This window comes from Pseudomonas sp. AC172 (assembly GCF_979258595.1).
In genome coordinates, this window is the sequence record NZ_OZ409868.1 from 4,318,156 (window position 1) to 4,343,590 (window position 25,435).

24 protein-coding genes, 4 tRNA genes and 1 pseudogene are annotated in these 25,435 nt (G+C 58.7%); 16 read left to right on the forward strand and 13 right to left on the reverse strand.

The window, feature by feature from the left end:
• Nucleotides 1–62 precede the first annotated feature (62 nt).
• Both ACZ0A4_RS19430 and ACZ0A4_RS19435 read left to right on the forward strand, forming a co-directional pair.
• Nucleotides 63–3,014, forward strand: a complete 2,952-nt coding sequence (locus tag ACZ0A4_RS19430) for a DUF748 domain-containing protein (protein WP_463576032.1) — start codon at nucleotides 63–65, stop codon at nucleotides 3,012–3,014.
• The gene (locus ACZ0A4_RS19435) at nucleotides 3,014–3,310 is read left to right on the forward strand and encodes a DUF2845 domain-containing protein (protein WP_463576033.1); all 297 of its coding nucleotides are present in this window, start codon (nucleotides 3,014–3,016) and stop codon (nucleotides 3,308–3,310) included. Before ACZ0A4_RS19430 ends, ACZ0A4_RS19435 begins: the two co-directional genes overlap by 1 nt.
• Nucleotides 3,311–3,519: 209 nt before the next feature.
• Here the strand turns inward: ACZ0A4_RS19435 and ACZ0A4_RS19440 are convergent, their stop codons facing one another.
• Together ACZ0A4_RS19440 and ACZ0A4_RS19445 are read right to left on the reverse strand one after the other, a co-directional pair.
• Nucleotides 3,520–3,873, reverse strand: a complete 354-nt coding sequence (locus ACZ0A4_RS19440) for a BON domain-containing protein (protein WP_064118703.1) — start codon at nucleotides 3,871–3,873, stop codon at nucleotides 3,520–3,522.
• Nucleotides 3,874–4,169: 296 nt separating this feature from the next.
• Nucleotides 4,170–4,601, reverse strand: a complete 432-nt coding sequence (locus ACZ0A4_RS19445; RefSeq protein WP_034153877.1) for a pilin — start codon at nucleotides 4,599–4,601, stop codon at nucleotides 4,170–4,172.
• A 226-nt stretch (nucleotides 4,602–4,827) separates the two neighbouring features.
• Between ACZ0A4_RS19445 and pilB the strand changes: the two genes are divergently transcribed.
• Genes pilB through yacG form a run of 5 tightly spaced genes read left to right on the forward strand, consistent with a single transcriptional unit; the run spans nucleotide 4,828 to nucleotide 9,439 of the window.
• Nucleotides 4,828–6,528 (forward strand): type IV-A pilus assembly ATPase PilB, encoded by a 1,701-nt coding sequence (pilB, locus tag ACZ0A4_RS19450; protein WP_463576034.1) that lies wholly within the window; start codon nucleotides 4,828–4,830, stop codon nucleotides 6,526–6,528.
• Between the two features lie 2 nt (nucleotides 6,529–6,530).
• Nucleotides 6,531–7,748, forward strand: coding sequence for a type II secretion system F family protein (locus ACZ0A4_RS19455; protein ID WP_463576035.1), 1,218 nt, complete (start codon nucleotides 6,531–6,533; stop codon nucleotides 7,746–7,748).
• Between the two features lies 1 nt (nucleotide 7,749).
• The gene (locus tag ACZ0A4_RS19460) at nucleotides 7,750–8,622 is read left to right on the forward strand and encodes a prepilin peptidase (RefSeq protein ID WP_463576036.1); all 873 of its coding nucleotides are present in this window, start codon (nucleotides 7,750–7,752) and stop codon (nucleotides 8,620–8,622) included.
• A complete protein-coding gene (gene coaE, locus ACZ0A4_RS19465) occupies nucleotides 8,619–9,242 on the forward strand; it encodes a dephospho-CoA kinase (protein ID WP_463576037.1) in 624 nt (207 codons plus the stop codon). Before ACZ0A4_RS19460 ends, coaE begins: the two co-directional genes overlap by 4 nt.
• Nucleotides 9,239–9,439 (forward strand): DNA gyrase inhibitor YacG, encoded by a 201-nt coding sequence (gene yacG / locus ACZ0A4_RS19470; RefSeq protein ID WP_007959585.1) that lies wholly within the window; start codon nucleotides 9,239–9,241, stop codon nucleotides 9,437–9,439. Before coaE ends, yacG begins: the two co-directional genes overlap by 4 nt.
• A gap of 5 nt (nucleotides 9,440–9,444) precedes the next feature.
• Here the strand turns inward: yacG and ACZ0A4_RS19475 are convergent, their stop codons facing one another.
• The gene (locus tag ACZ0A4_RS19475) at nucleotides 9,445–9,660 is read right to left on the reverse strand and encodes a hypothetical protein (RefSeq protein WP_038369048.1); all 216 of its coding nucleotides are present in this window, start codon (nucleotides 9,658–9,660) and stop codon (nucleotides 9,445–9,447) included.
• A gap of 65 nt (nucleotides 9,661–9,725) precedes the next feature.
• Complete coding sequence (locus tag ACZ0A4_RS19480) at nucleotides 9,726–10,415, reverse strand: energy-coupling factor ABC transporter permease (RefSeq protein WP_463576038.1); 690 nt, start codon at nucleotides 10,413–10,415, stop codon at nucleotides 9,726–9,728.
• Nucleotides 10,416–10,532: 117 nt separating this feature from the next.
• Here ACZ0A4_RS19480 and ACZ0A4_RS19485 point away from each other — a divergent pair, with 117 nt between their 5' ends.
• The 5 genes from ACZ0A4_RS19485 (at nucleotide 10,533) to ACZ0A4_RS19505 (ending at nucleotide 13,973) form a co-directional block, all read left to right on the forward strand.
• Complete coding sequence (locus ACZ0A4_RS19485) at nucleotides 10,533–11,159, forward strand: DUF1780 domain-containing protein (RefSeq protein WP_007909887.1); 627 nt, start codon at nucleotides 10,533–10,535, stop codon at nucleotides 11,157–11,159.
• Nucleotides 11,156–11,683, forward strand: coding sequence for an MOSC domain-containing protein (locus ACZ0A4_RS19490; protein ID WP_463576041.1), 528 nt, complete (start codon nucleotides 11,156–11,158; stop codon nucleotides 11,681–11,683). Before ACZ0A4_RS19485 ends, ACZ0A4_RS19490 begins: the two co-directional genes overlap by 4 nt.
• Nucleotides 11,684–11,734: 51 nt before the next feature.
• Nucleotides 11,735–11,908: a DUF3094 domain-containing protein gene (locus ACZ0A4_RS19495; protein ID WP_007909875.1), complete on the forward strand. Its 174-nt coding sequence runs from the start codon at nucleotides 11,735–11,737 to the stop codon at nucleotides 11,906–11,908.
• 66 nt (nucleotides 11,909–11,974) lie between these two features.
• Entirely contained in the window at nucleotides 11,975–13,273 is a 1,299-nt protein-coding gene (locus tag ACZ0A4_RS19500) for an NAD(P)/FAD-dependent oxidoreductase (protein WP_016986237.1), read from the forward strand.
• 292 nt (nucleotides 13,274–13,565) lie between these two features.
• A complete protein-coding gene (locus ACZ0A4_RS19505; protein WP_016986236.1) occupies nucleotides 13,566–13,973 on the forward strand; it encodes an HvfA family oxazolone/thioamide-modified RiPP metallophore in 408 nt (135 codons plus the stop codon).
• Between the two features lie 63 nt (nucleotides 13,974–14,036).
• Here ACZ0A4_RS19505 and ACZ0A4_RS19510 read toward each other — a convergent pair whose 3' ends face one another.
• From ACZ0A4_RS19510 to rluD, 9 genes and pseudogenes are all read right to left on the reverse strand, one after another.
• Entirely contained in the window at nucleotides 14,037–14,900 is an 864-nt protein-coding gene (locus ACZ0A4_RS19510) for a methyl-accepting chemotaxis protein (protein WP_371044025.1), read from the reverse strand.
• A pseudogene (locus ACZ0A4_RS19515) lies at nucleotides 14,892–15,662 on the reverse strand (MCP four helix bundle domain-containing protein); the annotation flags it as partial. The gene ACZ0A4_RS19510 and the pseudogene ACZ0A4_RS19515, both read right to left, overlap by 9 nt.
• Nucleotides 15,663–15,826: 164 nt before the next feature.
• A tRNA-Pro gene (locus ACZ0A4_RS19520) sits at nucleotides 15,827–15,903 on the reverse strand.
• 97 nt (nucleotides 15,904–16,000) lie between these two features.
• Nucleotides 16,001–16,076, reverse strand: a tRNA-Lys gene (locus ACZ0A4_RS19525).
• Nucleotides 16,077–16,081: 5 nt separating this feature from the next.
• A tRNA-Pro gene (locus ACZ0A4_RS19530) sits at nucleotides 16,082–16,158 on the reverse strand.
• Between the two features lie 9 nt (nucleotides 16,159–16,167).
• Nucleotides 16,168–16,243, reverse strand: a tRNA-Asn gene (locus ACZ0A4_RS19535).
• A gap of 297 nt (nucleotides 16,244–16,540) precedes the next feature.
• Nucleotides 16,541–19,105, reverse strand: coding sequence for an ATP-dependent chaperone ClpB (gene clpB, locus ACZ0A4_RS19540; RefSeq protein WP_242207025.1), 2,565 nt, complete (start codon nucleotides 19,103–19,105; stop codon nucleotides 16,541–16,543).
• A gap of 130 nt (nucleotides 19,106–19,235) precedes the next feature.
• A complete protein-coding gene (gene pgeF / locus ACZ0A4_RS19545) occupies nucleotides 19,236–19,958 on the reverse strand; it encodes a peptidoglycan editing factor PgeF (protein WP_463576042.1) in 723 nt (240 codons plus the stop codon).
• Complete coding sequence (gene rluD, locus ACZ0A4_RS19550; protein WP_016986220.1) at nucleotides 19,955–20,917, reverse strand: 23S rRNA pseudouridine(1911/1915/1917) synthase RluD; 963 nt, start codon at nucleotides 20,915–20,917, stop codon at nucleotides 19,955–19,957. Before rluD ends, pgeF begins: the two co-directional genes overlap by 4 nt.
• A gap of 151 nt (nucleotides 20,918–21,068) precedes the next feature.
• On the opposite strand from rluD, the gene ACZ0A4_RS19555 reads away from it, so the two are divergent.
• The 4 genes from ACZ0A4_RS19555 (at nucleotide 21,069) to ACZ0A4_RS19570 (ending at nucleotide 25,376) form a co-directional block, all read left to right on the forward strand.
• Nucleotides 21,069–22,085 carry an outer membrane protein assembly factor BamD gene (locus ACZ0A4_RS19555; protein ID WP_122599722.1) on the forward strand — a complete coding sequence of 339 codons (1,017 nt, stop codon included), beginning with the start codon at nucleotides 21,069–21,071 and terminating at the stop codon, nucleotides 22,083–22,085.
• A gap of 126 nt (nucleotides 22,086–22,211) precedes the next feature.
• On the forward strand, nucleotides 22,212–22,454 hold the full coding sequence (locus ACZ0A4_RS19560) for a PP0621 family protein (protein ID WP_141126395.1): 243 nt from the start codon (nucleotides 22,212–22,214) through the stop codon (nucleotides 22,452–22,454).
• A complete protein-coding gene (locus ACZ0A4_RS19565) occupies nucleotides 22,444–24,033 on the forward strand; it encodes a sensor histidine kinase (RefSeq protein ID WP_463577601.1) in 1,590 nt (529 codons plus the stop codon). The genes ACZ0A4_RS19560 and ACZ0A4_RS19565 overlap by 11 nt, the downstream gene beginning before the upstream one ends.
• The gene (locus ACZ0A4_RS19570; RefSeq protein WP_463576044.1) at nucleotides 24,030–25,376 is read left to right on the forward strand and encodes a sigma-54-dependent transcriptional regulator; all 1,347 of its coding nucleotides are present in this window, start codon (nucleotides 24,030–24,032) and stop codon (nucleotides 25,374–25,376) included. Before ACZ0A4_RS19565 ends, ACZ0A4_RS19570 begins: the two co-directional genes overlap by 4 nt.
• Nucleotides 25,377–25,435 lie beyond the last annotated feature (59 nt).

Below are 25,435 nucleotides of genomic sequence, written 5' to 3' on the forward strand. Positions count from 1 at the left end.
CACGGCTATTACTTCGGAACCAGAATCGCGTGCCATACTCCAAGGCACTCCGATTCAGACAGATGAAGCCGCACATGCCCAAAGGATTGATTCGCGCGATTGGCGCCTTGTTGACTGCTCTGGCCCTCTACAGCCTGCTGGGGTTTCTGATTTTGCCGGGCATCGCCCTGCGTGTGGCCAATCAACAACTGGCCAGTTACGCGACGGTGCCTGCGCATATCCAGCGTATCGAGCTCAACCCGTTCAGCCTTGAAGTCACCCTGTGGGGGCTGGTCATCGGTGAGCCAGGCAAGGAGCAGATCGGTTTCGATCGCCTGTACGCCGACCTGCAAATCGACAGCCTGTGGACCAAAGCCCTGCATCTGGCCAACATTGAGCTGGACAAGCCGAAGACCGAAATCCTTTTCGCCAAAGACGGCAAGCTCAACCTGCTGGGCCTGTTCAATGTGCCGGCCAGTGAGCCGACGCCGGCCGATCCGAACGCCAAGCCCTTCCCGCTGCGCATCGACAACATCAAACTCGCCGGCGGCGTCGTGCACTTTGAGGACGTGCGCCCGAGCGAGCCGATCGAATTCCTCTACGACGACCTGAGCTTCGAACTGAAAAACCTCAGCACCCTGCCCGAAGACAGTGCCGACATGACCCTGGTCGCCATCGGCCCGGCCGGTGGTCGGATCGACTGGAGCGGTAATTTCAGCCTGATCCCGTTCACCTCCGAAGGTACCCTCAAAGTCACCGACGGCAAGATGAAAGCCTTCTGGCCTTACGTGCGTGATTCGGTGCCGCTGGTGCTGGAAGACGGCGTGATCAGCCTTAGCACCGACTACAAACTCAATCTGTCGAAAGAAACCGAACTGCTGCTGAACAACGTGGCGGTGAGCATCGCGCCATTCGCCATCAAGGCTCCGGACGGCCGGCCACTGGCGAAACTCGAGCGCCTCGACGTCAGCGAGACTTCGGTGGATCTGGCCAAGCAACAGGTCGTGGTCGGCAAGATCCGCAGCAACAAACTGGAAACCTGGGCGGCGCTCGAAGCTGACGGCCAACTGGACTGGCAGAAACTGTTCGCCAACCAACCGTCGAAACCGGCCGCCAAAGCCGCCGCAGAACCGGCAAACACGCCGGCCGCTGCCGACTCGCCGAAAGCTGAACCGACTGCGCCGAGCAAGCCTTGGCAAGTGCTGCTCAAAGACGTGCAATTGCGTAACTACACCGTGCATCTGGCCGACCGTTCGGCAACACCTGCGGTGGCACTGGATATCACCCCGCTGAATGTCGACCTGCAAGACTTCGACAGCCTCAACGGTTCGCCCTTCAAGCTCAAGCTCGATAGCGGCGTGGGCAAGCAAGGCAAGATCACGGCCGACGGCACCGTCAATCTCGCCCCGGTCAACGCCCAGCTCAACGTGAAAACCCAGGACATCGACCTGCGCGTCGCACAGTCCTACATCAACCCGTTCATTCGTCTGGAACTGCGCAGCGGCATGCTCGGCAGTGATCTGAAGGTCAATCTCAAGAGCACCGCACCGCTGGCGCTCAGCGTGACCGGCCGCGCGCAAATCGATCAACTGCACACCCTCGACACCCTGAAAACCCGCGACTTCCTCAAGTGGCAGCAAGTGGTCGTCGAAGGCCTGAATTATCAACACGGCGACAGCCTGTCGATCGACAAGGTCAACCTGTTCCAGCCGTATGTGCGGTTCATGATCAACGATGATCGCACCACCAACATTGACGATCTGCTGATTCCGCAGCCCGCCGACAGCGGCACCAAAACCACAGCGGCGAAACCGGCCAGCAACGAAAAACCGCTGGGCATTCACATTGGCGGCATCGCCATCAACGATGGCTCGGCCAACTTCGCCGACTTCAGCCTGACACCGAACTTCGCCACCGCCGTGCAGCAACTCAACGGCCAGATCGGCACCATCGACAGCCGCCAGGCGAAACCGGCCAGCGTCGACATCAAAGGCAAGGTCGACCGCTACGCACCGGTGACCATCAAGGGCGCGGTCAATCCCTTCGACCCGATGGCCAGCCTCGACATCGCCACCAGTTTCAAACGCGTCGAGCTGACGACGTTGACGCCCTACTCCGGTAAATTCGCCGGGTACCGCATCCGCAAGGGTCGGCTCAACCTCGACCTGCATTACCTGATCACCAAGGGCCAGCTCAAAGCCGAAAATAAAGTGGTGGTCGAACAATTGCAGCTCGGCGAAAAAGTTGACAGCCCGGATGCCGTGAGCCTGCCACTGAAGCTGGCAATTGCCCTGCTCAAGGACGTCGATGGCAAGATCTCCATCGAATTGCCGGTGACCGGCGACTTGAACAACCCGCAATTCAGTGTGATGCCGATTGTCTGGCAGACCCTGCGCAACCTGATCGTCAAAGCCGCTGCCGCGCCATTCAAAATGATTGGCGGACTGATCAGTGGCGGCGGTTCGGAAGATCTCGGCACCGTGTCGTTTGCACCGGGCTCAAGCGATTTGAGCAAGGATGCCGAAGCGGCGCTGGTCAAACTGTCTCAGGCACTGAAGGAGCGTCCGGCACTGCGTCTGGAGATCGAAGGCACGGCCGCCAAAAGCAGTGACGGCCCGTTGCTCGCCGAGCAGCGTCTGGAGCGTGAATATCAATACAACTACTACAAGATGCTCCAGCGTCGAGGCGATAAAGTCCCGGCTCAGGCGTCGTTGTTGCAAGTGCCGGAGGGCGAGAAAGGTCCACTGCTCGAAGGCATCTACCGAACTCGTCTGAAAACCCAGCCGCCGGCCGAATGGAAGGACCTGGGCAAGGAAGAACGCACGGCGAAGATGCGCGAAGGAGTGATCCAGTTCTGGAGTGGCAGCGATGTGTTGCTGCGTCAGTTGGGTCAGGACCGTGCCAGCAGCATCAAGGATTATCTGGTCGATAAAGGCCAACTGGCAGACGACCGCGTGTACTTCATCGACGCCAATCTTGGCGAGGCCGAGAGCGATGGCCGCGTGGTGACACAAATGCATCTGGATGCCGAGTGATGAAACTGCAGTGGCTGGCCTTGCTCGCAATGACGCTCGCGGCCAGTCACGCCTCGGCGTCCGATACGCTGCGCTGTGGTAGCCAGTTGATCAGTCTCGGCGACCGTTCAAGCGAGGTGCTGCAGAAATGCGGTGAACCGGTCAGCCGGGATTTACTCGGCTACAAGCGCAGCGCCAATCGACGCGAAGAGTTTCAGGTCGAGGAATGGACCTACGGCCCGAACAACGGCATGTATCAATACCTGCGCTTCGACGGCAATCGCCTGCGGCAGATCACCAGCAAACGCGGCAACTAGAGCAACTCACTTATCCCATGTGGGAGCGAGCCTGCTCGCTTCCACAATTGTTTTGTGTAGCCCCTGAAATAGAACAGGCCCCGACACAAGTGGCGGGGCCTGCAATGGTCACATCCGTGTGACCGTTCGCATGAACTCTAAAGTTGCGGCAGACGTATTGCTCGGCCCGTCTGTCGCGCCTTCTCCCGGTCCAGGCGAGAAGTCATGCCTTACTCGGCTTTCAGGCCGTCAGCGGAGACCGCTTTGACGCCTTTGATTTTCTTGGTGATGTTAACGGCTGTGGTTTTCTGAGCTTCGGTGATAGCTACAGTCGACGACAGCGACACAACGCCTTTGTTGGTTTCTACTTTGATGTCAGTGCCTGGAATGCCTTTTTCGGTAACCAGGTCGCTTTTGACTTTGGTGGTGATCCAGGTATCGGAAGTAGTTTCTTTAGCCTTGGTCATTTCACCGGCGGCCAGAGTCATTGGAGCCTGGGTGGCCTGAGTGGTTTGTGCGAAAGCGCCGGTCATGGTCAGGGTCAGCGCGGTAGCAGCAGCGGCAGTGATAGCGAACTTCTTCATACGAGTAACTCCTGTTTTTCTGGAAAGTCTGCTGGTTGTCTTGTCAGCAGGGTTACCGAGGTAGTTGCGAACGCTGTGCCAACTTTTAAATTTTCAAAATACCCTTATAAATCAACAAGTTGCGATTAATGGAAATTCCCGAAATCATGCAAATTGCATGACTTGTGCATTCTTCACATGCAAGTTGCGGTTTTTGGAAAAGTTCCTAAGGCGCTGAAATTATTGAAAGTTTTGTGAAGTATCGCGCAATGAAAAATGCCCCGCAGAGCGGGGCATTCCGGTCAGCACAGCACGGCTCAGGTACCGCTTGCAGTACAGCCCTTAGGCGAATAGTCCGGAGCAACGGTGGTACCGCAGGTCCATACACCCGCACCGGTCCCCGACGAACGAGTCAGGGTGATGGTTTTGCTCAGCACCGGGCCAGGGGCATTGAGCAGTGTACAAGTGATGGTCCCGGCGCCCGTGGACGCAGTACCGGATGCAGCCAGCGTGCAGTTGGATGTCGCCGCAGTCGCACTGCCCGCCACCAATGTCAGCGTCGGATCGGTGCCTTGATTGATGGTGTCTTCGAACGGCACCTTCAGCGCACTGATCTCCGCCAACCCCGCCGTCACCTTCGACCGCGCCTGATATTTGGAATACTGCGGCAAGGCGATGGTCGCCAGAATCCCGATAATCGCCACCACGATCAGCAGTTCGATCAGAGTAAAACCTTGTTGTTTTTTCATAGAAACGCTCCATGCATGAGTCGAAATCTCATGATCTGAAAGGGGTGCAGCATAGGCCATGCCAATCCCTTCCAGGCCCCGGCCATTGGGCGCGAAACCTGCGCAGCGCCATTTCCTACAACCTGCAACCGCACTATCTGACACTTTTTGTCACCTGCACCGGCCGTGTTTGGCGCTGTCACTTGACTAGGCTATAAGTCATGAACTGCAAGTGTGCGGAATTCCCATGAATGACATCGCTCTGAGCGGTCTGGCCAAGCAATTGGTGCAGGCTGAACTGCTGACAGAAAAAAGTGCCCAGCAAGCCTGGCAACAGGCCCAGCGTAATCGCTTGTCGCTGGTCAGTTATCTGGTGCAGAACAAACTGGTCAAGAGCTGGCAAGTGGCCGAGATTGCCAGCGAGCATTTCGGCATGGCGTTCCTCGATCTCAACTGCCTCGACAAGGAAACCCAGCCCAAGGGCCTGGTCAGCGAAAAACTTGTGCGTCAACACCATGCCCTGCCCTTGTGGCGACGTGGCAACAAGCTGTTCGTCGGCATCTCCGACCCGAGCAACCATCAAGCGATCAACGACATTCAGTTCAGCACCGGGCTGAGTACCGAAGCCATTCTGGTCGAGGACGACAAACTCACCGATGCCATCGAAAAGTTCTTCGACACCCACGCCAGTGGTCTGGAAGACATGGCCGATGTCGATCTCGACGGCCTCGATGTCGAATCCGTCGACGACAGCAAGCAGGACGCCATCGGCGGGCTCGACGCCGACGATGCGCCGGTGGTGCGTTTCGTTCACAAGATGCTGCTCGACGCGATCAAGAGTGGCTCTTCCGACTTGCACTTCGAGCCTTACGAGAAAAACTACCGGGTTCGGGTGCGCACCGACGGCATCCTGCGTGAGGTGGCCAAGCCACCGATTCAACTGGCCGGGCGCATCGCTGCGCGCCTGAAAGTCATGGCCAGCCTCGATATCTCGGAACGGCGCAAACCGCAGGACGGGCGGATCAAGATGCGCCTGTCAAAGAACAAATCGATCGATTTCCGCGTCAACACCTTGCCGACCCTGTGGGGCGAAAAAGTGGTGATCCGGATCCTCGACCCGTCCAGCGCACAGATCGGCATCGACGCGCTCGGCTATGAGCCGGTGCAGAAAGACTTGTACATGGCCGCGCTCAAGCAGCCACAGGGGATGATTCTGGTCACCGGGCCCACCGGTTCGGGTAAAACCGTGTCGCTGTACACCGGCCTGAATATCCTCAACACCGTCGACATCAACATCTCCACCGCCGAAGACCCGGTGGAGATCAACATGGAAGGCATCAATCAGGTCAACGTCAATCCCAAACAGGGACTCGACTTTGCCCAGGCGCTGCGCTCGTTTCTGCGCCAGGACCCGGACGTGATCATGGTCGGCGAGATTCGTGATCTGGAAACTGCAGAGATTGCGATCAAGGCTGCGCAGACCGGTCACCTGGTGCTCTCGACCCTGCACACCAACAGCGCCGCGGAAACCCTGACCCGTCTGCACAACATGGGCATTCCCGGCTTCAACATTGCCACCTCGGTCAGCCTGATCATCGCCCAGCGTCTGGCGCGCAAGCTCTGCGGCCATTGCAAGAAACCCATCGAGATCCCACGCGAAACCTTGATCAAGGAGGGTTTCCCCGAGGAACGCATCGGCCATTTCACGATCTACGAGCCGGTCGGTTGCGATCACTGCAACGGCGGCTATAAAGGACGCGTGGGGATATATGAAGTGGTGAAAAACACACCGGAGCTGCAACGCTTGATCATGGCCGAAGGCAACTCGCTGGAAATCGACCTGCAGATGCGCCGCGACGGCTTCGACGACCTGCGCACCTCCGGGCTGCACAAGGCCATGCAAGGCATCACCAGCCTTGAAGAAATCAACCGGGTCACCAAGGACTGAACATGGCGGTCAAGGCAGCGAAAATCAGTATTTATGCCTGGGAAGGCACGGACAGGAAAGGCAGCAAAGTCACCGGTGAACTAAGCGGACAGAACCCGGCACTGATCAAGGCACAACTGCGTAAACAGGGGATCAATCCCGGCAAGGTGCGCAAAAAATCCGCTTCGTTGCTGAGCTTTGGCAAACGCATCAAGGCCCAGGACATCGCCCTGTTCACCCGGCAGATGGCGACCATGATGAAGGCCGGCGTACCGCTGCTGCAATCGTTCGACATCATTGGCGAAGGCTTTGAAAACCCGGCCATGCGCAAGCTGGTGGACGAGGTCAAACAGGAGGTCGCGGCCGGTAACAGCTTTGCCACAGCCCTGCGCAAGAAGCCGCAGTATTTCGACGAGCTGTATTGCAACCTGGTCGACGCCGGCGAACAGTCCGGCGCGCTCGACACCTTGCTCGAACGTGTCGCGACTTATAAAGAAAAAAGCGAACGACTCAAGGCCAAGATCAAGAAAGCCATGACCTACCCCACCGCCGTGGTGCTGGTGGCGGCAGTCGTGACCGGGATCCTGCTGGTCAAAGTGGTGCCGCAATTCCAGTCGGTGTTTTCCGGCTTCGGCGCCGAACTGCCGGCCTTCACCCTGGTGGTGATCAGCCTGTCGGAATTCATGCAGCAATGGTGGTGGGCGATTCTCGGCGCGCTGGTCGCGGCGACCTTTGGTACTCGCCATGCACTGAAAACATCTCAGGCATTACGCGACCGCAAAGACACGTGGCTATTGAAACTGCCCTTGGTGGGCACGCTGATGTACAAGTCCGCCGTGGCGCGATTCGCTCGAACCCTGTCGACCACATTCGCCGCCGGTGTGCCGCTGGTGGAAGCGCTCGACTCAGTGGCCGGCGCTACCGGCAATGTGGTGTTCAAGCGTGCTGTGCTGCGGATCCGCCAGGACGTCTCCACCGGCATGCAGCTGAATTTTTCGATGCGCAGCACTGGAGTCTTTCCCAACATGGCCGTGCAGATGACCGCGATCGGCGAAGAGTCCGGCGCGCTGGACGAGATGCTCGACAAGGTCGCGGGGTTTTACGAAGAGGAAGTGGATAACATGGTCGACAACCTCACCAGCCTCATGGAGCCGTTCATCATGGTCGTGCTGGGGGTGATCGTTGGCGGGCTGGTGGTGGCCATGTACCTGCCGATCTTCCAACTTGGCTCAGCGATCTGACATGCCTATCGACGAACTGTTCGCCCTGTATCCGCTGGCCTTTGTCTTCACCGCCCTGCTGCTGGGTCTGGTGGTCGGGAGCTTTCTTAATGTGCTGATCTGGCGCCTGCCGAAAATGCTCGAGCGCGACTGGCGCCAGCAGGCTCACGACGTGCTCGGTTTGCCCGGTGAAACGCCGCTGCCCACCTACAACCTGATGCTGCCGCACTCCGAATGCCCGCATTGCGCCCACCGGATCCGGCCGTGGGAAAACATTCCCCTGTTGAGTTACCTGTGGCTGCGCGGGCGCTGCTCTGCGTGTACCGCACCGATCAGCAAACGTTATCCGCTAACCGAACTGGCCTGTGGGTTGCTCTCGACCTTCATCGCCTGGCACTTCGGTTTCGGTTGGCCGGCGTGCCTGCTGATCGTCCTGACCTGGGGTTTGCTGGCGATGAGTCTGATCGACACCGAACATCAACTGTTGCCCGATGTACTGGTGCTGCCGTTGCTGTGGCTGGGACTGATCATCAACAGCTTCGGCCTGTTCGTGCCGTTGCACGATGCGCTGTGGGGCGCGGTGGCCGGTTATATGGCGCTATGGTCGGTGTTCTGGCTGTTCAAGTTGCTGACCGGCAAGGACGGCATCGGCCACGGTGATTTCAAGCTGTTGGCGCTGCTCGGCGCGTGGGGCGGCTGGCAGATTCTGCCGCTGACCATCCTGCTGTCATCGCTGGTCGGCGCCATTATCGGAGTGATTTTGCTGCGCCTGCGCGAGCAGAAAAGCTCGACGCCGATCCCCTTCGGCCCCTATCTGGCAATTGCCGGCTGGATTGCCTTGCTCTGGGGTGGTCAAATAACCGACTTCTATTGGCAGTTTGTCGGTTTGAAATGAATACCCCTTTGGAAAAACCCTGGATTCTCGGCCTCACCGGCGGCATCGGCAGCGGCAAAAGCGCGGCGGCCCAGCATTTCATTGATCTGGGTATCCACGTGGTGGATGCCGATCACGCGGCGCGCTGGGTGGTTGAGCCGGGGCGTGCGGCGCTGGCGCAGATTGCCGAGCATTTCGGCACTGGTGTTTTGCAGGTCGATGGCACACTGGACCGCGCGGCCCTGCGCCAGCTGATCTTCGAAGTGCCGGAGCAACGGCGCTGGCTCGAAGCCCTGCTGCATCCGTTGATCGCCGAGGAAATCGCCCATCATCTGGCGCTGGCAAAATCGCCTTACGCGATTCTGGTTTCGCCACTGCTGATCGAATCCGGGCAATACGCGATGACACAACGCATCCTGGTGATCGACGCACCGCAACAATTGCAGATCGAACGCACCTTGCAGCGTGACCAGACCAGCGAGCAGCAGGTTCAGGCGATCCTCAAGGCCCAGTCGAGCCGCGAAGACCGTGTGAGCCGTGCCGACGACGTGGTGGTCAATGACCGCGACCTCGCCTGGCTGCACAGCGAGGTCGAGCGTCTGCATCACTTTTACCTGACTTTATCCGGAGGCCAAGCATGAGCCAGATCCCAACCGTTGAATGCCCAACCTGCGGCGCGCCCGTTGAGTTCACCCCTGAAAACAAGTTTCGGCCGTTCTGTTCCGATCGCTGCAAACTGATCGACCTCGGCGCCTGGGCGTCGGAAGAACACAAGATTCCGGTCGCACCGGATGCCGAGGACGAACTGTTTTCCGGCGATTTCGATCCGCGCCACTGATCCTCTCAAGGCCGCATAAAGCCGTAGTCCTGATTGTCGTCGAGGTTTTCCGCCAGAAAGCGCAACTCATCGGCCAGGTCTTCGGCGTTGCGCACGGCCTTGCTCTGTTGTACCACGGCACTGAGCAAGGCGCGCAAACTCAACCCCGGGTCAAAGCCTACCTCCTGCGCCATGTCCAGACTCTGCCGGGTTTCCTGCCTCGCCCACTCGTAAACACTCATGCCGCTGCTCCTGAAGGGATTTGCGCGAGCATGAAATTTCCCGCGCACGGCGGGTTTGATATGGATCAAGACTTGGGGTCATCGTCCTTCCACGGCGCCGAAAGGTAGCGCGTGCGATTGAATGTCTCCAGCCATTCCGGGCTGAATACCACTAGCGCACTGACCACCATGCCGTTGATGAACGCCTCGGGAAACAGCAGCAGCCACAGATAACCGACGAAATCCTCCAGCCACTCTGGCATGGCAAAGAGACCGTCGTACCACAGCAGCGTCAGACTCAAAATCAAACACAAAAGTGCTGAAAGCGCGGCAGCGAAAAAACCGGAACAGAAGATGTACACGAACGGGTTACGCGGCTGAGCACGCTCTACGAGAATTGCCACGCATTCGGTAACCAGCACCGGCAGCAAAATGAACAAAGTACCATTGACCCCGACGGCCAGCAGATCCTGACGCCCGAGCAGCACCAGACCCATTTGTGCGACCAGCCCACCGACAATCGCCAGCGGCCAGTCCAGCAGCAACGTTACCGCCGTCATGCCGATGAAATGATAAGACACGCCCGTGTCGAAATCCCTGCGCACCAGCCACAACAGGAACAACGCGAACACCGTCCCGAACAGCAGATGCTGACGCCGGCTGTCACTGAACAACTCGACCCACGGCGCACGCAAAATCGCCCAGAGCAGCACCGGCACATAAATCAGCCAGCCGAGCGTCAGGCTCGCCGAGGACAACAGTTCGGCACCGATCATGATTCCCTCACTTTATCCGTGGGTTTACGTCCTTCGCCGCAGTCTACACCGCCACCCGACAAGCATTAGCCAAGCAAAGCTTTCTGCTTGTCGCAATTGAACGCTAAGCTTGGGCCTATGGATGACTCAGATTATTTACGCCTGCTGACCATCGCGGCCGAGCAGGCCAACGCCTTTCTGTCCAATGCCCGCAAATGGGAGCGTGAGCGTTGGGTCTGCCAACGCCTGCTGCAAGGCCTGAACATTCCCTATCGTGCTGACGAATTCGCGCCGGCCGGCGAGCCACCGGACGTGCTGTTTCGCGATGCCAATTTCGAGGTGTTCTTCGTGCTCGATGAGGGCCGCCGTCTCAACGACGAATGGCGCGATGAGTTGCAGCGGCGGCGCAGTGCCTTTTCTCTCAGTCAGTTGGTGCGCCGCGAAGCCAAGCCGAAACGCATTCCTGCCAATGAATTCCTGCTGCGACTGGCGCCGACCCTGCGTAAAAAAGCGCACAACTACAAAGAACGTGGCATGGATCTGGGCGAATTGGACATCATTGCTTTCGCCAGTCTTAAACGTGAGGTGCTGGATTTGAACAGCCATTTCCCGCCGCCGACCGAATATCTGCGCCAAGGCTGGCGTTCGTTATCTCTGGTCGGCCCAACCTTCGCCCGCGTGCTGTTCGCCCACCCGGACGCGCCGGACTTTCTGCGCAGCAACCTCGGCCGCAGTATCGTCTTCGACGTCGGGATCAGCCTGTGACGCCACTTCAGCAACTGATCGCCGATGTGCCACAGACCGGTCAAGTGCGCTGGATCGGCGTGCGTCCAGAATCCCGTGGGCCGATGATCGAACTCGATGCGGTGGAAGCTCGGCTGGAAGCAGGACTGACCGGCGATCACGCCCGTCCCGGTGTGCGTAACGCACGACAGGTGACACTGATCCAGTGGGAACATTTGGCGGTGATCAACGCCTTGATGGGCCGCCCCGACGATCAACCTGTGAAACCTGAAGATCTGCGGCGCAATCTCGTTATCAGCGGTATCAATTTGTTTAGTTTGAAGGGTCGGCGCTTTCGCATCGGTCAGGCAATATTCGAAACCACGGGCTGGTGTCAGCCCTGCGCACGCTTGCAGAACAACCTCGGCCCGGGCACGTTTCAAGCGATGCGCGGACATGGCGGAATTACCGCGCGGGTGTTACAAAGCGGGATCATTCGCCTCGAAGACCGGGTGAGCGTCGAGCCGGTTCCGGACAGCGGCTATGCTGCGTTCAACCCCGGATAAAAACCGCTGTAGCTTCTGCCCATTCAGCAACGTCTACCTGACGAGGCAAATATGACCAGCCGCCTGAACCCTGAAGACCAGAAACATGTCGAAGAGTACCTGCAACTGTCCCAACACCGAGTCGAGCGCCGGCCTTTCCGGCCGTGGATGCTCCTCGTGCTGGTGCTGGCAGTGACCATTGGTCTGGGCCTGTTGAGCCGATTTATCAGTTACCTGACGCTATGAGCTGCCTCGCGCTCGCTTGGGTAATGACGACAAAGATTTCCTTTAAAAACCTTGCGAGTTATCCCTATGTCCCATCGTATTGTTATTGTCGGCGGCGGCGCCGGCGGTCTGGAGTTGGCTACCCGTCTGGGTAAGACTCTGGGCAAGCGTGGCACCGCCAGTGTGATGCTGGTCGACGCCAACCTGACGCACATCTGGAAACCACTGCTGCACGAAGTGGCCGCCGGATCGCTGAACTCTTCCGAAGACGAACTCAACTATGTTGCCCAGGCAAAATGGAACCACTTCGAGTTCCAGCTGGGGCGCATGAGCGGGCTCGATCGCGCGCAGAAGAAAATCCAGTTGGCCGCCACCTACGATGAAAATGGCGTAGAACTGGTGCCGGCGCGTGAAGTGCAGTACGACTCGCTGGTGATCAGCGTCGGCAGCACTACCAATGATTTCGGCACGCAGGGCGCGGCGCAGCACTGCCTGTTCCTCGACACCCGCAAACAGGCCGAGCGCTTCCATCAGCAACTGCTTAATCACTATCTGCGTGCACACGCCGGGCAAACCGATGTGGTCGAGCAAATCAGCGTTGCGATCGTCGGCGCTGGCGCCACGGGCGTTGAACTGGCGGCAGAATTGCACAACGCAGCCCATGAACTGGCGGCTTATGGTCTGGACCGGATCAAACCGGAAAACATGCACATCACTCTGATCGAAGCCGGTCCACGGGTGCTGCCCGCACTGCCGGAGCGCATCAGCGGGCCAGTGCACAAGACCCTGGAAAAACTCGGGGTCAATGTGATGACCAATGCTTCGGTCAGCGAAGTGACCGCCGACAGCCTGATCACCGCCGACGGCAACGAGATCAAGGCCAGCCTGAAAGTCTGGGCTGCCGGTATTCGTGCACCGGGGTTCCTCAAAGACATCGACGGCCTGGAAACCAACCGCATCAATCAACTGCAAGTGCTGCCGACGCTGCAGACCACGCGCGATGAAAACATCTTCGCCTTCGGCGATTGCGCCGCGTGCCCGCAACCGGGTACCGATCGCAACGTGCCGCCACGGGCGCAAGCCGCGCACCAACAGGCGTCGCTGCTGGCCAAATCGCTGAAACTGCGCATCGAAGGCAAGACCTTGCCTGAATACAAGTACACCGACTACGGCTCGCTGATATCGCTGTCGCGTTTTTCGGCTGTGGGTAACTTGATGGGCAACCTGACCGGCAGCGTGATGCTCGAAGGCTGGCTGGCGCGGATGTTTTACGTGTCGCTGTATCGCATGCACCAGATGGCACTGTACGGGCCGTTCCGCACGGCGATGTTGATGCTGGGTAGCAAGATTGGTCGTGGCACCGAGCCGCGTCTGAAACTGCATTGATGTAAACCTGTGGGAGCGAGCCTGCTCGCGAATGCGTTGTGTCAGCTGAATTTAATGTCGACTGATACGACGCCTTCGCGAGCAGGCTCGCTCCCACATTATTTTGTATTGATTGCAAGATCTGTTTCCTAGTGTATCCCCGCCGCGCTTTCCCCACCTTTGGTTACAAACTCCCCCGCTGCGCGACACAGTCGCGATACACCGCCACCGCTTAATGGCCACACCCGAGCAACACCTGCTCAGGCAATCGTCCTTAACGTGTGGTTGCGCAGTGCAGCCCAGGAGAATGTAAATGTCCCGTACTTCGACCCTCGGCAAAAAATCCATTGGCCTGATCGGCGCCGCGCTGGCTGGCGGCCTGATGTTGTCCGGCTCGGTATTTGCCGCCCAGCCACTGGCGCAGGGCTACATGGTCGCCTCGGCAGAAACTTCGGTGAAAGCACCGGAAGGCAAATGCGGTGAAGGCAAATGTGGCGATGCCTCGATGGCCAAGACTGACAGCGATGGCGACGGCAAGGTCTCCCGCGCCGAATTTCTGAAGGTCGCGCCGAAGTCCGATTTCGACAAGATCGACACTAACCACGATGGCTTTATCGATGAGCAAGAGGCCTACAACAACGTGAAGGCCAACTTTGAAGCCAATGGCAAGAAGATGCCGAAAGGCCTGTTCGAGCACCTGAAAGATCAAGACGGCGCCTGATCGGCAGTAAAAAACAAGCCGCGCTTCTCCTGAGAGAAACGCGGCTTTTTCACGTCTGCCCGTTTACAACTGGAAGCGCCGGACCATGCCCTGCAGAGCGTTGGCCAGTTGCGACAATTCATGGCTGGAAGCACTGGTCTGGTCAGCGCCTGCGGCAGAACGTACCGACAAATCACGAATGTTCACCAGGTTGCGATCCACTTCCCGCGCGACTTGCGCTTGTTCTTCTGCAGCGCTGGCAATCACCAGATTGCGCTCATGGATCTCATGCACCGACGCGGTAATGGTTTGCAGCGCCTCACCGGCGCGTTCAGCCAACGCCAGGGTGGTCGTGGCACGCGCGGTACTGGCCTGCATCGAATCCAGCGCCAGGCTCGAACCGCTGCGCATGCCCTGGACCATTTGCTCGATCTCCTGGGTCGATTGCTGCGTACGATAAGCCAAAGCCCTTACTTCATCAGCCACTACGGCAAAGCCTCGTCCGCTCTCGCCGGCCCGTGCCGCTTCAATCGCGGCATTGAGCGCCAGCAGGTTGGTCTGCTCGGCAATCGCCCGAATCACGTCGAGCACCTTGCCAATGTCCTGCGACTGGTTGGCCAGTGATTGCACCAACTCGCCGGTCTGTTGCACATCGCTGGCCAGGGCGTTGATGGCCGTGGCGGTCTCACTGACGCGTACCTGCCCCAGATGCGCCGACTCGCTGGACTGACGGGTCGCGTCAGAGGTCGACACCGCATTGCGTGCGACCTCCTCCACCGCTGCGGTCATCTGGTTGACGGCAGTCGCGGCTTGTTCGATTTCGTTGTTCTGCTGTTGCAGCCCCTGCGTACTGTCGAGTGTCACCGCGTTGAGTTCATCGGCAGCCGTCGCCAGTTGCGTGGCCGAACCGCTGATGCCTTGCAGCGTCTCGCGCAGGTTCTGCTGCATGGTCGCCAAGGCTTTGAGCAAACGGCTGACTTCATCGTTGCCATCAGTTTCGATCGGCCGGGTCAGATCACCCTGCGCCACACTTTCTGCGGCGCTCACGGCACTGCTCAGCGGACGAACGATACTGCGCGTGAGCATCATTGCCAGTGCCACCGTGGCCAGCGCGGCCAAGGCAATGAACAAGCTGACAATCGTGCGCGAGTTTTCGTAGTGTGCTGCAGACTTCTGGCTTTCGGCGGCGACCTGTTTGGCGAACAGGTCCGCCAGATCAGTGAGTTGCTTGCCGGAGCCATCGACCACGGTTTTCATGTCGACCAGCAACAATTTGGTCAGCTCATCACGCTTGCCTTGCTCGGCGAGGGCGAAGGACTGAGCGATGCCACTGCGATACGCGGCGAAGGTCTTTTTGAACTGGTCGTATAGCTGCTGCCCTTCCGGGGTGTCGACCAGTTTGTCGTAGGCGGCGATTTTCTCGCTCAGCTCCTTATCGCGGGTGTCCATCTGGCTGCGGTAGGTGGCGATATTGTTCGCGTCCTGGTCCAGCGCCATGCGCAATGAGATGGTGCGGATGCGCAGCATGATCTCGCGAATCTCGTCGCCGCCACGAATGCTCGGCAGCCACTGATTTTCTACCGCAACTTCACTGTCGCGAATACTCGACATCTGCCCCAGCGCAAACACGCCGAGCAAGGCGACCAACACCGCAATCAGGGCAAATCCCAAGGCAGCCCGGGGGGCAATATTCAACTGACGAAGCAACATGACGAACGCCCTTATTCTTGTATTGGCCAGATTCAAGGGGCGAAGCCATGGCAGTCCCCTCGTGTTAGCGGGCTATCGGCAGGTTGTATGATGACTTGAAGGGGAAATGAGTTTTTGTCGGACAAAAAAAATCCCCGTATCTTTCGATACGAGGATTTTTAATATGGTCGGGGTAAGGGGATTCGAACTCCTGACATCCTGCTCCCAAAGCAGGCGCGCTACCGGACTGCGCTATACCCCGGTAAAAAAAAGGCGACCTTTCAAAGATCGCCTTCTTCGATCAGCGCTTTTGGCCTCTGATCTTAAGATTCGATCCCAGCGTTAACTGGTTTCAAAAATGGTGGGTCGTGTGGGATTCGAACCTACGACCAATTGGTTAAAAGCCAACTGCTCTACCAACTGAGCTAACGACCCAAAAATGGTCGGGGTAAGGGGATTCGAACTCCTGACATCCTGCTCCCAAAGCAGGCGCGCTACCGGACTGCGCTATACCCCGGCTTGAAATTGGCTCCGTGACCAGGACTCGAACCTGGGACCCAATGATTAACAGTCATTTGCTCTACCGACTGAGCTATCACGGAACTACATATTTCAATTTACAACGGTGAAACTTACTGCTTCCAGTCACTCGTTCGCATCGCTGCGTTCGTGTGTCTGAGGCGCGCTATTCTACAACCTAGAACACCTCTGTCAACCCCCTAAATTGCTTTCAAGTTAATGATTTGCAACTTATTTCAGATTTCAACTCAGTGAGCTGAGACCGTCCTGGCGACTGACTGCGGGGCGCACTTTACAAGCCTTTTCCTTTGAGTTCAACAGCCTAACGAAAAAAAAGGCCCCACAATGTGGGGCCTTCCAATTTTCATTGGCGTTTGGACTTAGTTGAAAACGATTTCGTCGTTCTCGACCTTGCCGGTCGCCGTGTCGCCTGGCATGAAGTGACCCGAAAGGATCAACTGCGCCAGCGGGTTTTCGATCCAGCGCTGGATCGCCCGTTTCAAAGGACGTGCGCCATACACCGGGTCGTAACCAACGGCGATCAACTTGTCCATCGCCTCCGGGCTGAGTTCCAGCTTCAGCTCGCGCTCGGCCAGACGACTGCGCAGACGGCCCAACTGGATCTCGGTAATGCCCGCGATCTGATCCCGCGCCAAAGGCTCGAAGATCACCACTTCGTCGACCCGGTTAATGAACTCCGGACGGAAGTGCGACGTCAGCGCATCCATCACCGCTGCGCGCTGCGCCTCACGATCACCGACCAGTTCCTGAATCTGCACAGAACCGAGGTTCGAAGTCATGACGATCACGGTATTGCGGAAGTCCACCGTGCGGCCATGGCTGTCGGTCAGGCGACCATCCTCGAGCACTTGCAGCAAGATGTTGAACACATCCGGGTGCGCCTTCTCGACTTCGTCCAGCAGGATCACCGAATAAGGCTTGCGACGCACAGCCTCGGTCAGGTAACCGCCTTCTTCATAACCGACGTATCCCGGTGGTGCACCGATCAGGCGAGCCACGGAATGTTTCTCCATGAACTCGGACATGTCGATCCGCACCATCGCCTCTTCAGTATCAAAGAGGAATTCGGCCAGCGCCTTGCACAGCTCGGTTTTACCGACACCGGTCGGGCCGAGGAACATGAACGAGCCGCTGGGACGATTCGGGTCAGACAACCCGGCACGCGAACGCCGTACTGCGTTAGCGACGGCGACCACCGCTTCTTCCTGGCCGATGACCCGTTTGTGCAACAGGCTTTCCATCTTCATCAGTTTGTCGCGCTCGCCTTCGAGCATTTTCGACACCGGAATGCCGGTCCACTTCGATACGACTTCGGCGATCTCTTCTTCAGTCACCTTGCTGCGCAGCAGCTGGTTTTCGCTCTTGCCGTGCTGGTCGACCATTTGCAGGCTGCGTTCCAGGTCCGGGATCACCCCGTACTGCAACTCGGCCATGCGGTTCAGGTCGCCTTTGCGGCGCGCGGCTTCCAGTTCCTGACGCGACTGCTCGATCTTCTGCTGAATCTGCGCAGAACCCTGCACCTCGGCTTTTTCCGAGTTCCAGATTTCTTCCAGATCCGAGTACTCACGTTCGTGACGGACGATTTCTTCCTGGAGTTTCTCCAGACGTTTCATCGCCGCTTCGTCGCTTTCTTTCTTCAGCGCCTGGGATTCCACCTTCAACTGAATCAGGCGACGCTCCAGACGATCGAGCACTTCTGGCTTGGAATCGATTTCCATACGGATGCGGCTGGCGGCCTCGTCGATCAGGTCGATGGCCTTGTCCGGCAACTGCCGGTCAGTGATGTAGCGATGACTGAGCTTGGCCGCAGCGATGATCGCGCCGTCAGTGATCGCCACCTTGTGGTGAACCTCGTAGCGCTCTTTAAGGCCACGCAGGATGGCGATGGTGTCTTCTTCGCTCGGCTCATCCACCAATACTTTCTGGAAGCGTCGTTCGAGCGCCGCGTCCTTCTCTATATATTGGCGGTACTCGTTGAGCGTGGTCGCGCCGACACAGTGCAACTCACCGCGAGCCAGTGCAGGCTTGAGCATGTTGCCAGCGTCCATCGAGCCTTCGCCCTTACCGGCACCCACCATGGTGTGCAGCTCGTCGATGAACAGAATGATCTGCCCTTCCTGTTTCGACAGCTCGTTGAGCAGCGATTTCAGGCGTTCTTCGAACTCACCGCGATACTTGGCACCGGCAATCAGCGCGCCCATATCCAGCGAGAGCAGACGCTTGCCTTTGAGGCCATCCGGCACTTCGCCGTTGATGATGCGCTGGGCCAGACCTTCGGCGATGGCGGTTTTACCCACACCAGGTTCACCGATCAGCACCGGATTGTTCTTTGTGCGCCGCTGCAGAACCTGAATGGTGCGACGGATTTCGTCGTCACGGCCGATCACCGGATCGAGCTTGCCGTCTTCGGCGCGTTTGGTCAGGTCGACGGTGTATTTATCCAACGCCTGCCGCGACTCTTCGTGGTTGGCGTCATTCACCGCTTCGCCGCCACGCAGGTTATTGATCGCGTTTTCCAGGGCTTTCTTGCTCACACCCTGGCCGAGCAGCAACTTGCCGAGCTTGCTGTTCTCGTCCATCGCAGCGAGCAGCACCAGTTCGCTGGAAATGAACTGGTCACCCTTCTGTTGAGCCAGACGGTCAGCCTGATTGAGCAGGCGCGCCAGATCCTGCGACATGTTGACGTCGCCAGTCGGGTTCTGGATTTTCGGTAATTGGTCGAGCTCTTTGGTCAGCTCTTTGCGCAAGCTGTTGACGTCGAAGCCCACCTGCATCAGCAGAGGTTTGATCGAACCACCCTGCTGTTCAAGCATGGCTTGCATCAAGTGCGCCGGCTCGATGGCCGGATGATCGTGGCCGACTGCCAACGACTGGGCGTCGGACAAGGCCAACTGTAATTTGCTGGTTAAACGGTCTATTCGCATAAGTCACCTTCCTTTTGAGCAGGCCGGACCTAAAAACCATCCTGAATAAAGAAACCTGCCAGATACCGCTATAGATGCGGTCGATTCTGCAAGATTCAAGCGTCAGAGCGTTGATTCAGGTCAGGCAAGTCTAGCGGGTGAGCCAGATAAGGGAGGCAAAGCGACCGGTGCGCGAAGCGCGGCGGTAGGAGAAGAAGCGCGGATCGGTCACGGTGCAGAAACCGCCACCATAAACAGCAGTGACACCGCGTTCAGCCAGACGCAGGCGCGCCAGCAAATAGACGTCAGCCATGAACTTGCCGGCATTGTCGCTCGGCACGAAGGCTTGTGCCGCTTCCGGCAATTGATTGATGAAGACTTCCCGCACTTCCGTGCCGACTTCAAAGGCTTTCGGGCCAATCGCCGGGCCGAGCCAGACCAAAACGTCTTCAGCCGGAACATCGAGGCTGTCGAGAGTTGCCTCAAGCACGCCCGCCGCCAGACCGCGCCAACCGGCGTGAGCCGCAGCAACGCGAGTGCCGGCACGATCGCAGAACAATGCCGGCAGGCAATCCGCCGTCATCGCCGTGCATGCAATTCCGGGGGTTGTCGTCCAACTGGCATCGGCGGTCGCAACAATGCCCGGATCAGCATGCGCCACGGCAATCCCGTGCACTTGCTGCAACCATGCAGGCTTTATAGAGAAGTTCTCGGTCAGACGCCGACGGTTCTCGGCCACAGCCTCAGGACGATCATCGACATGATCGCCCAGATTGAGGCTGTCGAACGGCGCCTCGCTGACACCGCCCTCGCGGGTGGTGACGCAGGCTTTGACGCTGGCCGGCGCAGGCCAGTCCGGCGTCAGCCAGTTCATCCGACGAATGCCTCGCGATCCTGCTTGAGCAGGGTCAGCAGCCAGACGAAATCTTCCGGCAGCGGCGATTCCCAGCTCATGCGTTCACCGGTCGTCGGATGATCCAGCTCAAGGAAGCGCGCGTGCAGGGCCTGACGCGGGAAATGCTTGAGCGATTCAACCATCGTCGGGTTAGCCGCTGGCGGAATGCGGAAGCGACCGCCGTATGCCGGATCGCCGACCAACGGGAAGTTGATGTGCGACATGTGCACGCGGATCTGGTGCGTACGACCGGTTTCCAGTTTCACCCGTACATGGGTGTGGGAACGGAAGCGCTCCAGCACGCGGTAGTGGCTGACGGCAGGCTTGCCGCCTTCCATCACTGCCATGCGCTGGCGCTGCTGGCCGTGGCGACCGATCGGGGCGTTGATCTTGCCACCGGCGGTGACCACACCGATCACGATGCACTCATAGATGCGGCTAACGCTGCGACTCTGCAATTGAGTAACCAGCTTGGTCTGCGCCTGAATGGTCTTGGCCACCACCATCAGACCGGTGGTGTCCTTGTCCAGACGATGCACGATGCCGGCGCGCGGGACATTGATGATGTCCGGCACGTGGTGCAGCAAAGCATTGAGCAGCGTGCCATCGGCGTGACCGGCAGCCGGGTGCACCACCAGGCCCGCAGGCTTGTTGATCACCAGGATGTCGTCGTCTTCATAGACGATGTCGAGCTCGATGTCCTGGGCGATCCACTCGCCCTGGGCTTCCTGCTCGGCAGTCAGCTCAAGGATGGCACCGCCGTGCACGATGTCGCGAGGGCGGATGACCGCCCCGTCCACAGTCAGGCGACCTTCTTTGATCCAGGCGGAAAGGCGCGAGCGAGAGTGCTCAGCGAAGAGTTGGGCAGCGACTTGATCGAGGCGTTGGCCGCCCAATTCGGACGGCACCTCTGCGCGAAGTTCAATTTTATCGGACATGCTCTGACTGTGCGTCGGCACAGCTTTTGGTTTCGGCTGCGCGCTTGTGGTTAAATACGGCGTCTTTTGCCCCGAGGCTTTTCAACGGGGCGCTCATCATAACAGGACGGCCCCGCCCAAGACAGCGGCCGTCATAGGGACGCAAGCCGCCATGCAAGTGAAACACCTGCTGCTGATCGCCATCCTCGCATTGACCGCTGCTTGCTCATCGAAGGAAGTCGTAGACGAAAACCTCAGCGAAGCCGAGCTGTATCAGCAGGCTCAGACTGACCTGGACAACAACAGCTACACCAGCGCCACAGCCAAGCTGAAGGCTCTGGAGTCGCGTTATCCGTTCGGTCGCTACGCCGATCAGGCACAGCTGGAGCTGATCTACGCCAACTATAAAAACGCCGAGCCGGAAGCTGCAAAATCCGCCGCCGAGCGTTTCATTCGTTTGCATCCGCAGCACCCGAACGTGGATTATGCCTACTACCTGAAAGGTCTGACCTCTTTCGACCAGGACGTCGGCCTGCTGGCGCGCTTCCTGCCGCTGGACATGACCAAGCGTGACCCGGGCGCCGCGCGCGACTCGTACAACGAGTTCGCCCAGCTGACCAGCCGCTACCCGAACAGCCGCTACGCGCCGGACGCCAAGCAACGCATGATCTACCTGCGTAACCTGCTGGCAGCCTACGAAATCCACGTGGCCGACTACTACCTGACCCGTCAGGCGTATGTCGCCGCTGCCAACCGTGGCCGTTACGTGGTGGAAAACTTCCAGGAGACCCCATCGGTCGGCGACGGCCTGGCAGTGATGACTGAAGCCTATCAGCGTCTGCACCTGGACGACCTGGCAGCCACCAGCCTGGAAACCCTGAAGCTCAACTACCCGAACCACCCAAGTCTGCAAGACGGTCAGTTCGTGCCAAGGGTTGCCGAAGCCGACAACCGTTCGTTCCTGAGCAAGGCGACGCTGGGGCTGATCGAATCGCGCCCACCGCTGCCGCCGGGCGAAACCCGCGCCAACCAGGACGTGCAGAAGCAGTTCCAGGACGCGAAAGACGCGATTCCGAACGAGCTCAAGCCTAAAGACGAGAACGGCGACGTGATCGAAGAACCAGAACCTGAGTCGAGCAGCACCGACCGTTCGTGGTTCAGCTACATGACTTTCGGCGTGTTCGACTGATCACACCGGATGCACAGAAAAGGGAGATCTGCGGATCTCCCTTTTTTATTGCCGCGCATTAATAGGCTGTGCGCTGGTCGGGAGCTTGGCTAAACTGCCGGATCATCAGTCGGAAAGCCGCTCATCATGCTTCGTTTATTGTTCTGGATTGTCGTGATTTTCGCCGCGATATGGTTGTGGCGTAAATTCAAGGCGCCTGCCGCGTCCAATCAATCCCATCGCGCCCCGCGCGAACAGGACGCGCCACCGATGGTGCGTTGCGCCCATTGCGGCGTGCATCTGCCACGTGACCGCGCGCTAAGCGTGCAACAACAGTGGTATTGCAGCCAGGCTCATCTTGAGCAAGGCCCGGGTGCCAGTGATCGCTGAGGCCACCAGCGCCGACAGCAAACAGGCGCAGCGCCTGCTGCGCCTTTATCATCTTTACCGTTTAAGCGTCGGTATCACGCTGGTGTTGCTGATCTCCAGCAACATGGACAACCGCCTGCTGACCTCGGCCAACGACGAATTGCTGCGCGGCGGCAGTTGGCTGTACCTGATCCTCAACATTCTGTTGGTGGTGTTCCTTGAGAACACCCGACGGCCTGCGCAACTGTTCAGTCTGGCCCTCGTTGATGTCGTGCTTTTATGCGCTTTGTTCTTTGCTGCGGGCGGCGTCGGCAGTGCACTGGGCAATCTGCTGATTGTCTCGGTGGCGATCAGCAACACTTTGCTACGGCGACGCATCGGCCTGTTGATCGCCGCCATCGGTGCGCTGGGCATCGTCGGTTCGAGTTTCCTGCTGGGTTTCAACCATCCCCTGAGCGCCAATGAATACCTGCAAGCCGGCACCCTCGGCGCCCTGTGCTTTGCCGCGTCGTTGCTGGTGCAAGGGCTGATCAGTCGCCTCGAAGTCAGCGAAACACTCGCGGAAAAACGCGCCAGCGAAGTTGTCGGCCTCGAAGCACTCAATGCGCTGATCCTGCAACGCATGCGCACCGGCATTCTGGTACTCGACGAGGACCGTCGGGTACAACTGGCCAACCACAGCGCGCAAACCCTGCTCGCGCAATCGCATCTTCAGGGACATCTGATCGATGACTATTCGACGGCTCTGGTTGATCGCCTGCAACTGTGGATGAACAACCCGACCCTGCGCCCACAGAGCCTGAAAATCCCCGGCAACGGCCTGGAACTGCAACCGAGCTTCATTGCCCTCGAACGAAGTCCCAACCAGCAAACCCTGGTATTTCTCGAAGACCTCGCGCAAATCGCGCAACAAGCCCAGCAATTGAAACTTGCCGCACTTGGGCGCTTGACCGCCGGCATCTCCCACGAAATCCGCAATCCACTGGGTGCCATCAGTCACGCCGCGCAGCTATTGGCTGAATCCGAGGAACTCGATAGCGCCGATCGGCGTCTGACGCAGATCATTCAAGACCACTCCCAGCGCATGAACCGAGTCATCGAAAACGTCCTGCAACTGTCCCGCCGCCAGCAGAGCGCGCCACAACGGCTGGATCTCAAACCTTGGCTGGAAGACTTCGTTGCCGAGAGCCGCGAACAGGCCAGCGATCGCCAGATTATTCACCTGCGGACCCGTTCGGGGGATTTCACCACGCTGATGGACCCCGGCCAGCTCACGCAAATTCTCGACAATCTATTACGCAACGGCTGGCGCCACAGCGCCCTGCTGCACGATCAGGCGCAAGTCTGGCTGGCCCTGTTCATTGACCCCGACAGCCAGTTGGCGGTCCTTGAAGTACAGGACAACGGCCCCGGCGTGCCAGCCGATGAACAGACACATCTGTTCGAACCGTTCTTCACCACCAGCAGCCAGGGCACAGGCCTTGGGCTTTATCTGTCCCGTGAGCTGTGCGAAAGCAACCAAGCGCGCCTAGACTTTCAATCACGCCAAGGCGGCGGCTGCTTTCGCATCACCTTTGCTCACGGACGGAAACAAAGTTGAATACGAGCCCACGGCAAAAAATTCTCATCGTCGACGACGAACCGGACATCCGCGAACTCCTGGAAATCACCCTGGGACGGATGAAACTCGACACCTGCAGCGCGCGCAATCTGGCTGAAGCCCAGGCGCTGCTCAACCGCGAGGGCTTCGATCTGTGCCTGACCGACATGCGTCTGCCCGACGGCACGGGGCTGGAACTGGTGCAGCACATTCAGCAACGTTATCCACAACTGCCGGTGGCGATGATTACCGCGTATGGCAGCCTGGAAACCGCAATCAACGCGCTGAAGGCCGGAGCATTCGATTTTCTGACCAAACCGGTGGACCTTACGCGCCTGCGCGAACTGGTCGGCACAGCCCTGCGCATGCCGGCGGCAGGAGGCAGCTTTACATCGATTGATCGACGTTTGCTCGGCGATTCGCCGCCGATGCGCAACCTGCGCAAGCAAATCGACAAACTCGCTCGCAGTCAGGCGCCGGTGTATATCAGTGGCGAGTCGGGCAGTGGCAAGGAACTGGTCGCTCGCCTGATCCATGAGCAGGGGCCGCGCGCCAGCCAGCCGTTCGTGCCGGTCAACTGCGGGGCGATCCCGTCGGAGCTGATGGAAAGCGAATTTTTCGGTCATCGCAAAGGCAGTTTCACTGGCGCGGTCGATGACAAGCCCGGGCTGTTTCAGGCGGCCCATGGCGGCACGTTGTTTCTCGATGAAGTGGCGGACTTGCCGTTGTCGATGCAAGTCAAACTGCTGCGGGCGATTCAGGAGAAAGCCGTGCGCAGTGTCGGTGGCCAGCAAGAGAACGTGGTGGATGTGCGGATTCTCTGCGCCACGCACAAGGATCTCGATGCCGAGGTCGCGGCCGAACGGTTTCGGCAGGACCTTTATTACCGCTTGAACGTGATTGAACTGCGCGTGCCGTCCCTGCGTGAGCGTCGTGATGACATCGAAGTGTTGGCGACGCATATGCTCAAGCGTTTGGCCAAGGACACCGCCCAACCCGTGGCGCGCCTGCATCCGCAGGCTTTGGAAGCGCTGAAGAACTACCGGTTTCCGGGAAATGTGCGGGAGCTGGAAAACGTGCTTGAGCGGGCTCACACCTTGTGTGAAAACCGTACGATCGAGGCCGAAGACTTGCGCCTGAGTGACGGCAACTGCGCGGCGGATGGTGGCATTGCCGATCTGACGCAGATCGATAATCTGGAAGATTATCTGGAGAACGTCGAGAGGAAGCTGATCTTGCAGGCGCTGGAGGAAACGCGCTGGAATCGTACGGCGGCGGCGCAGCGGTTGAGTCTTTCGTTCAGGTCGATGCGCTATCGCCTGAAAAAACTCGGGCTGGATTGAGGGCCCCTTCGCGAGCAGGCTCGCTCCCACATTGGACGTTGTGAACGACAAAGATCAAT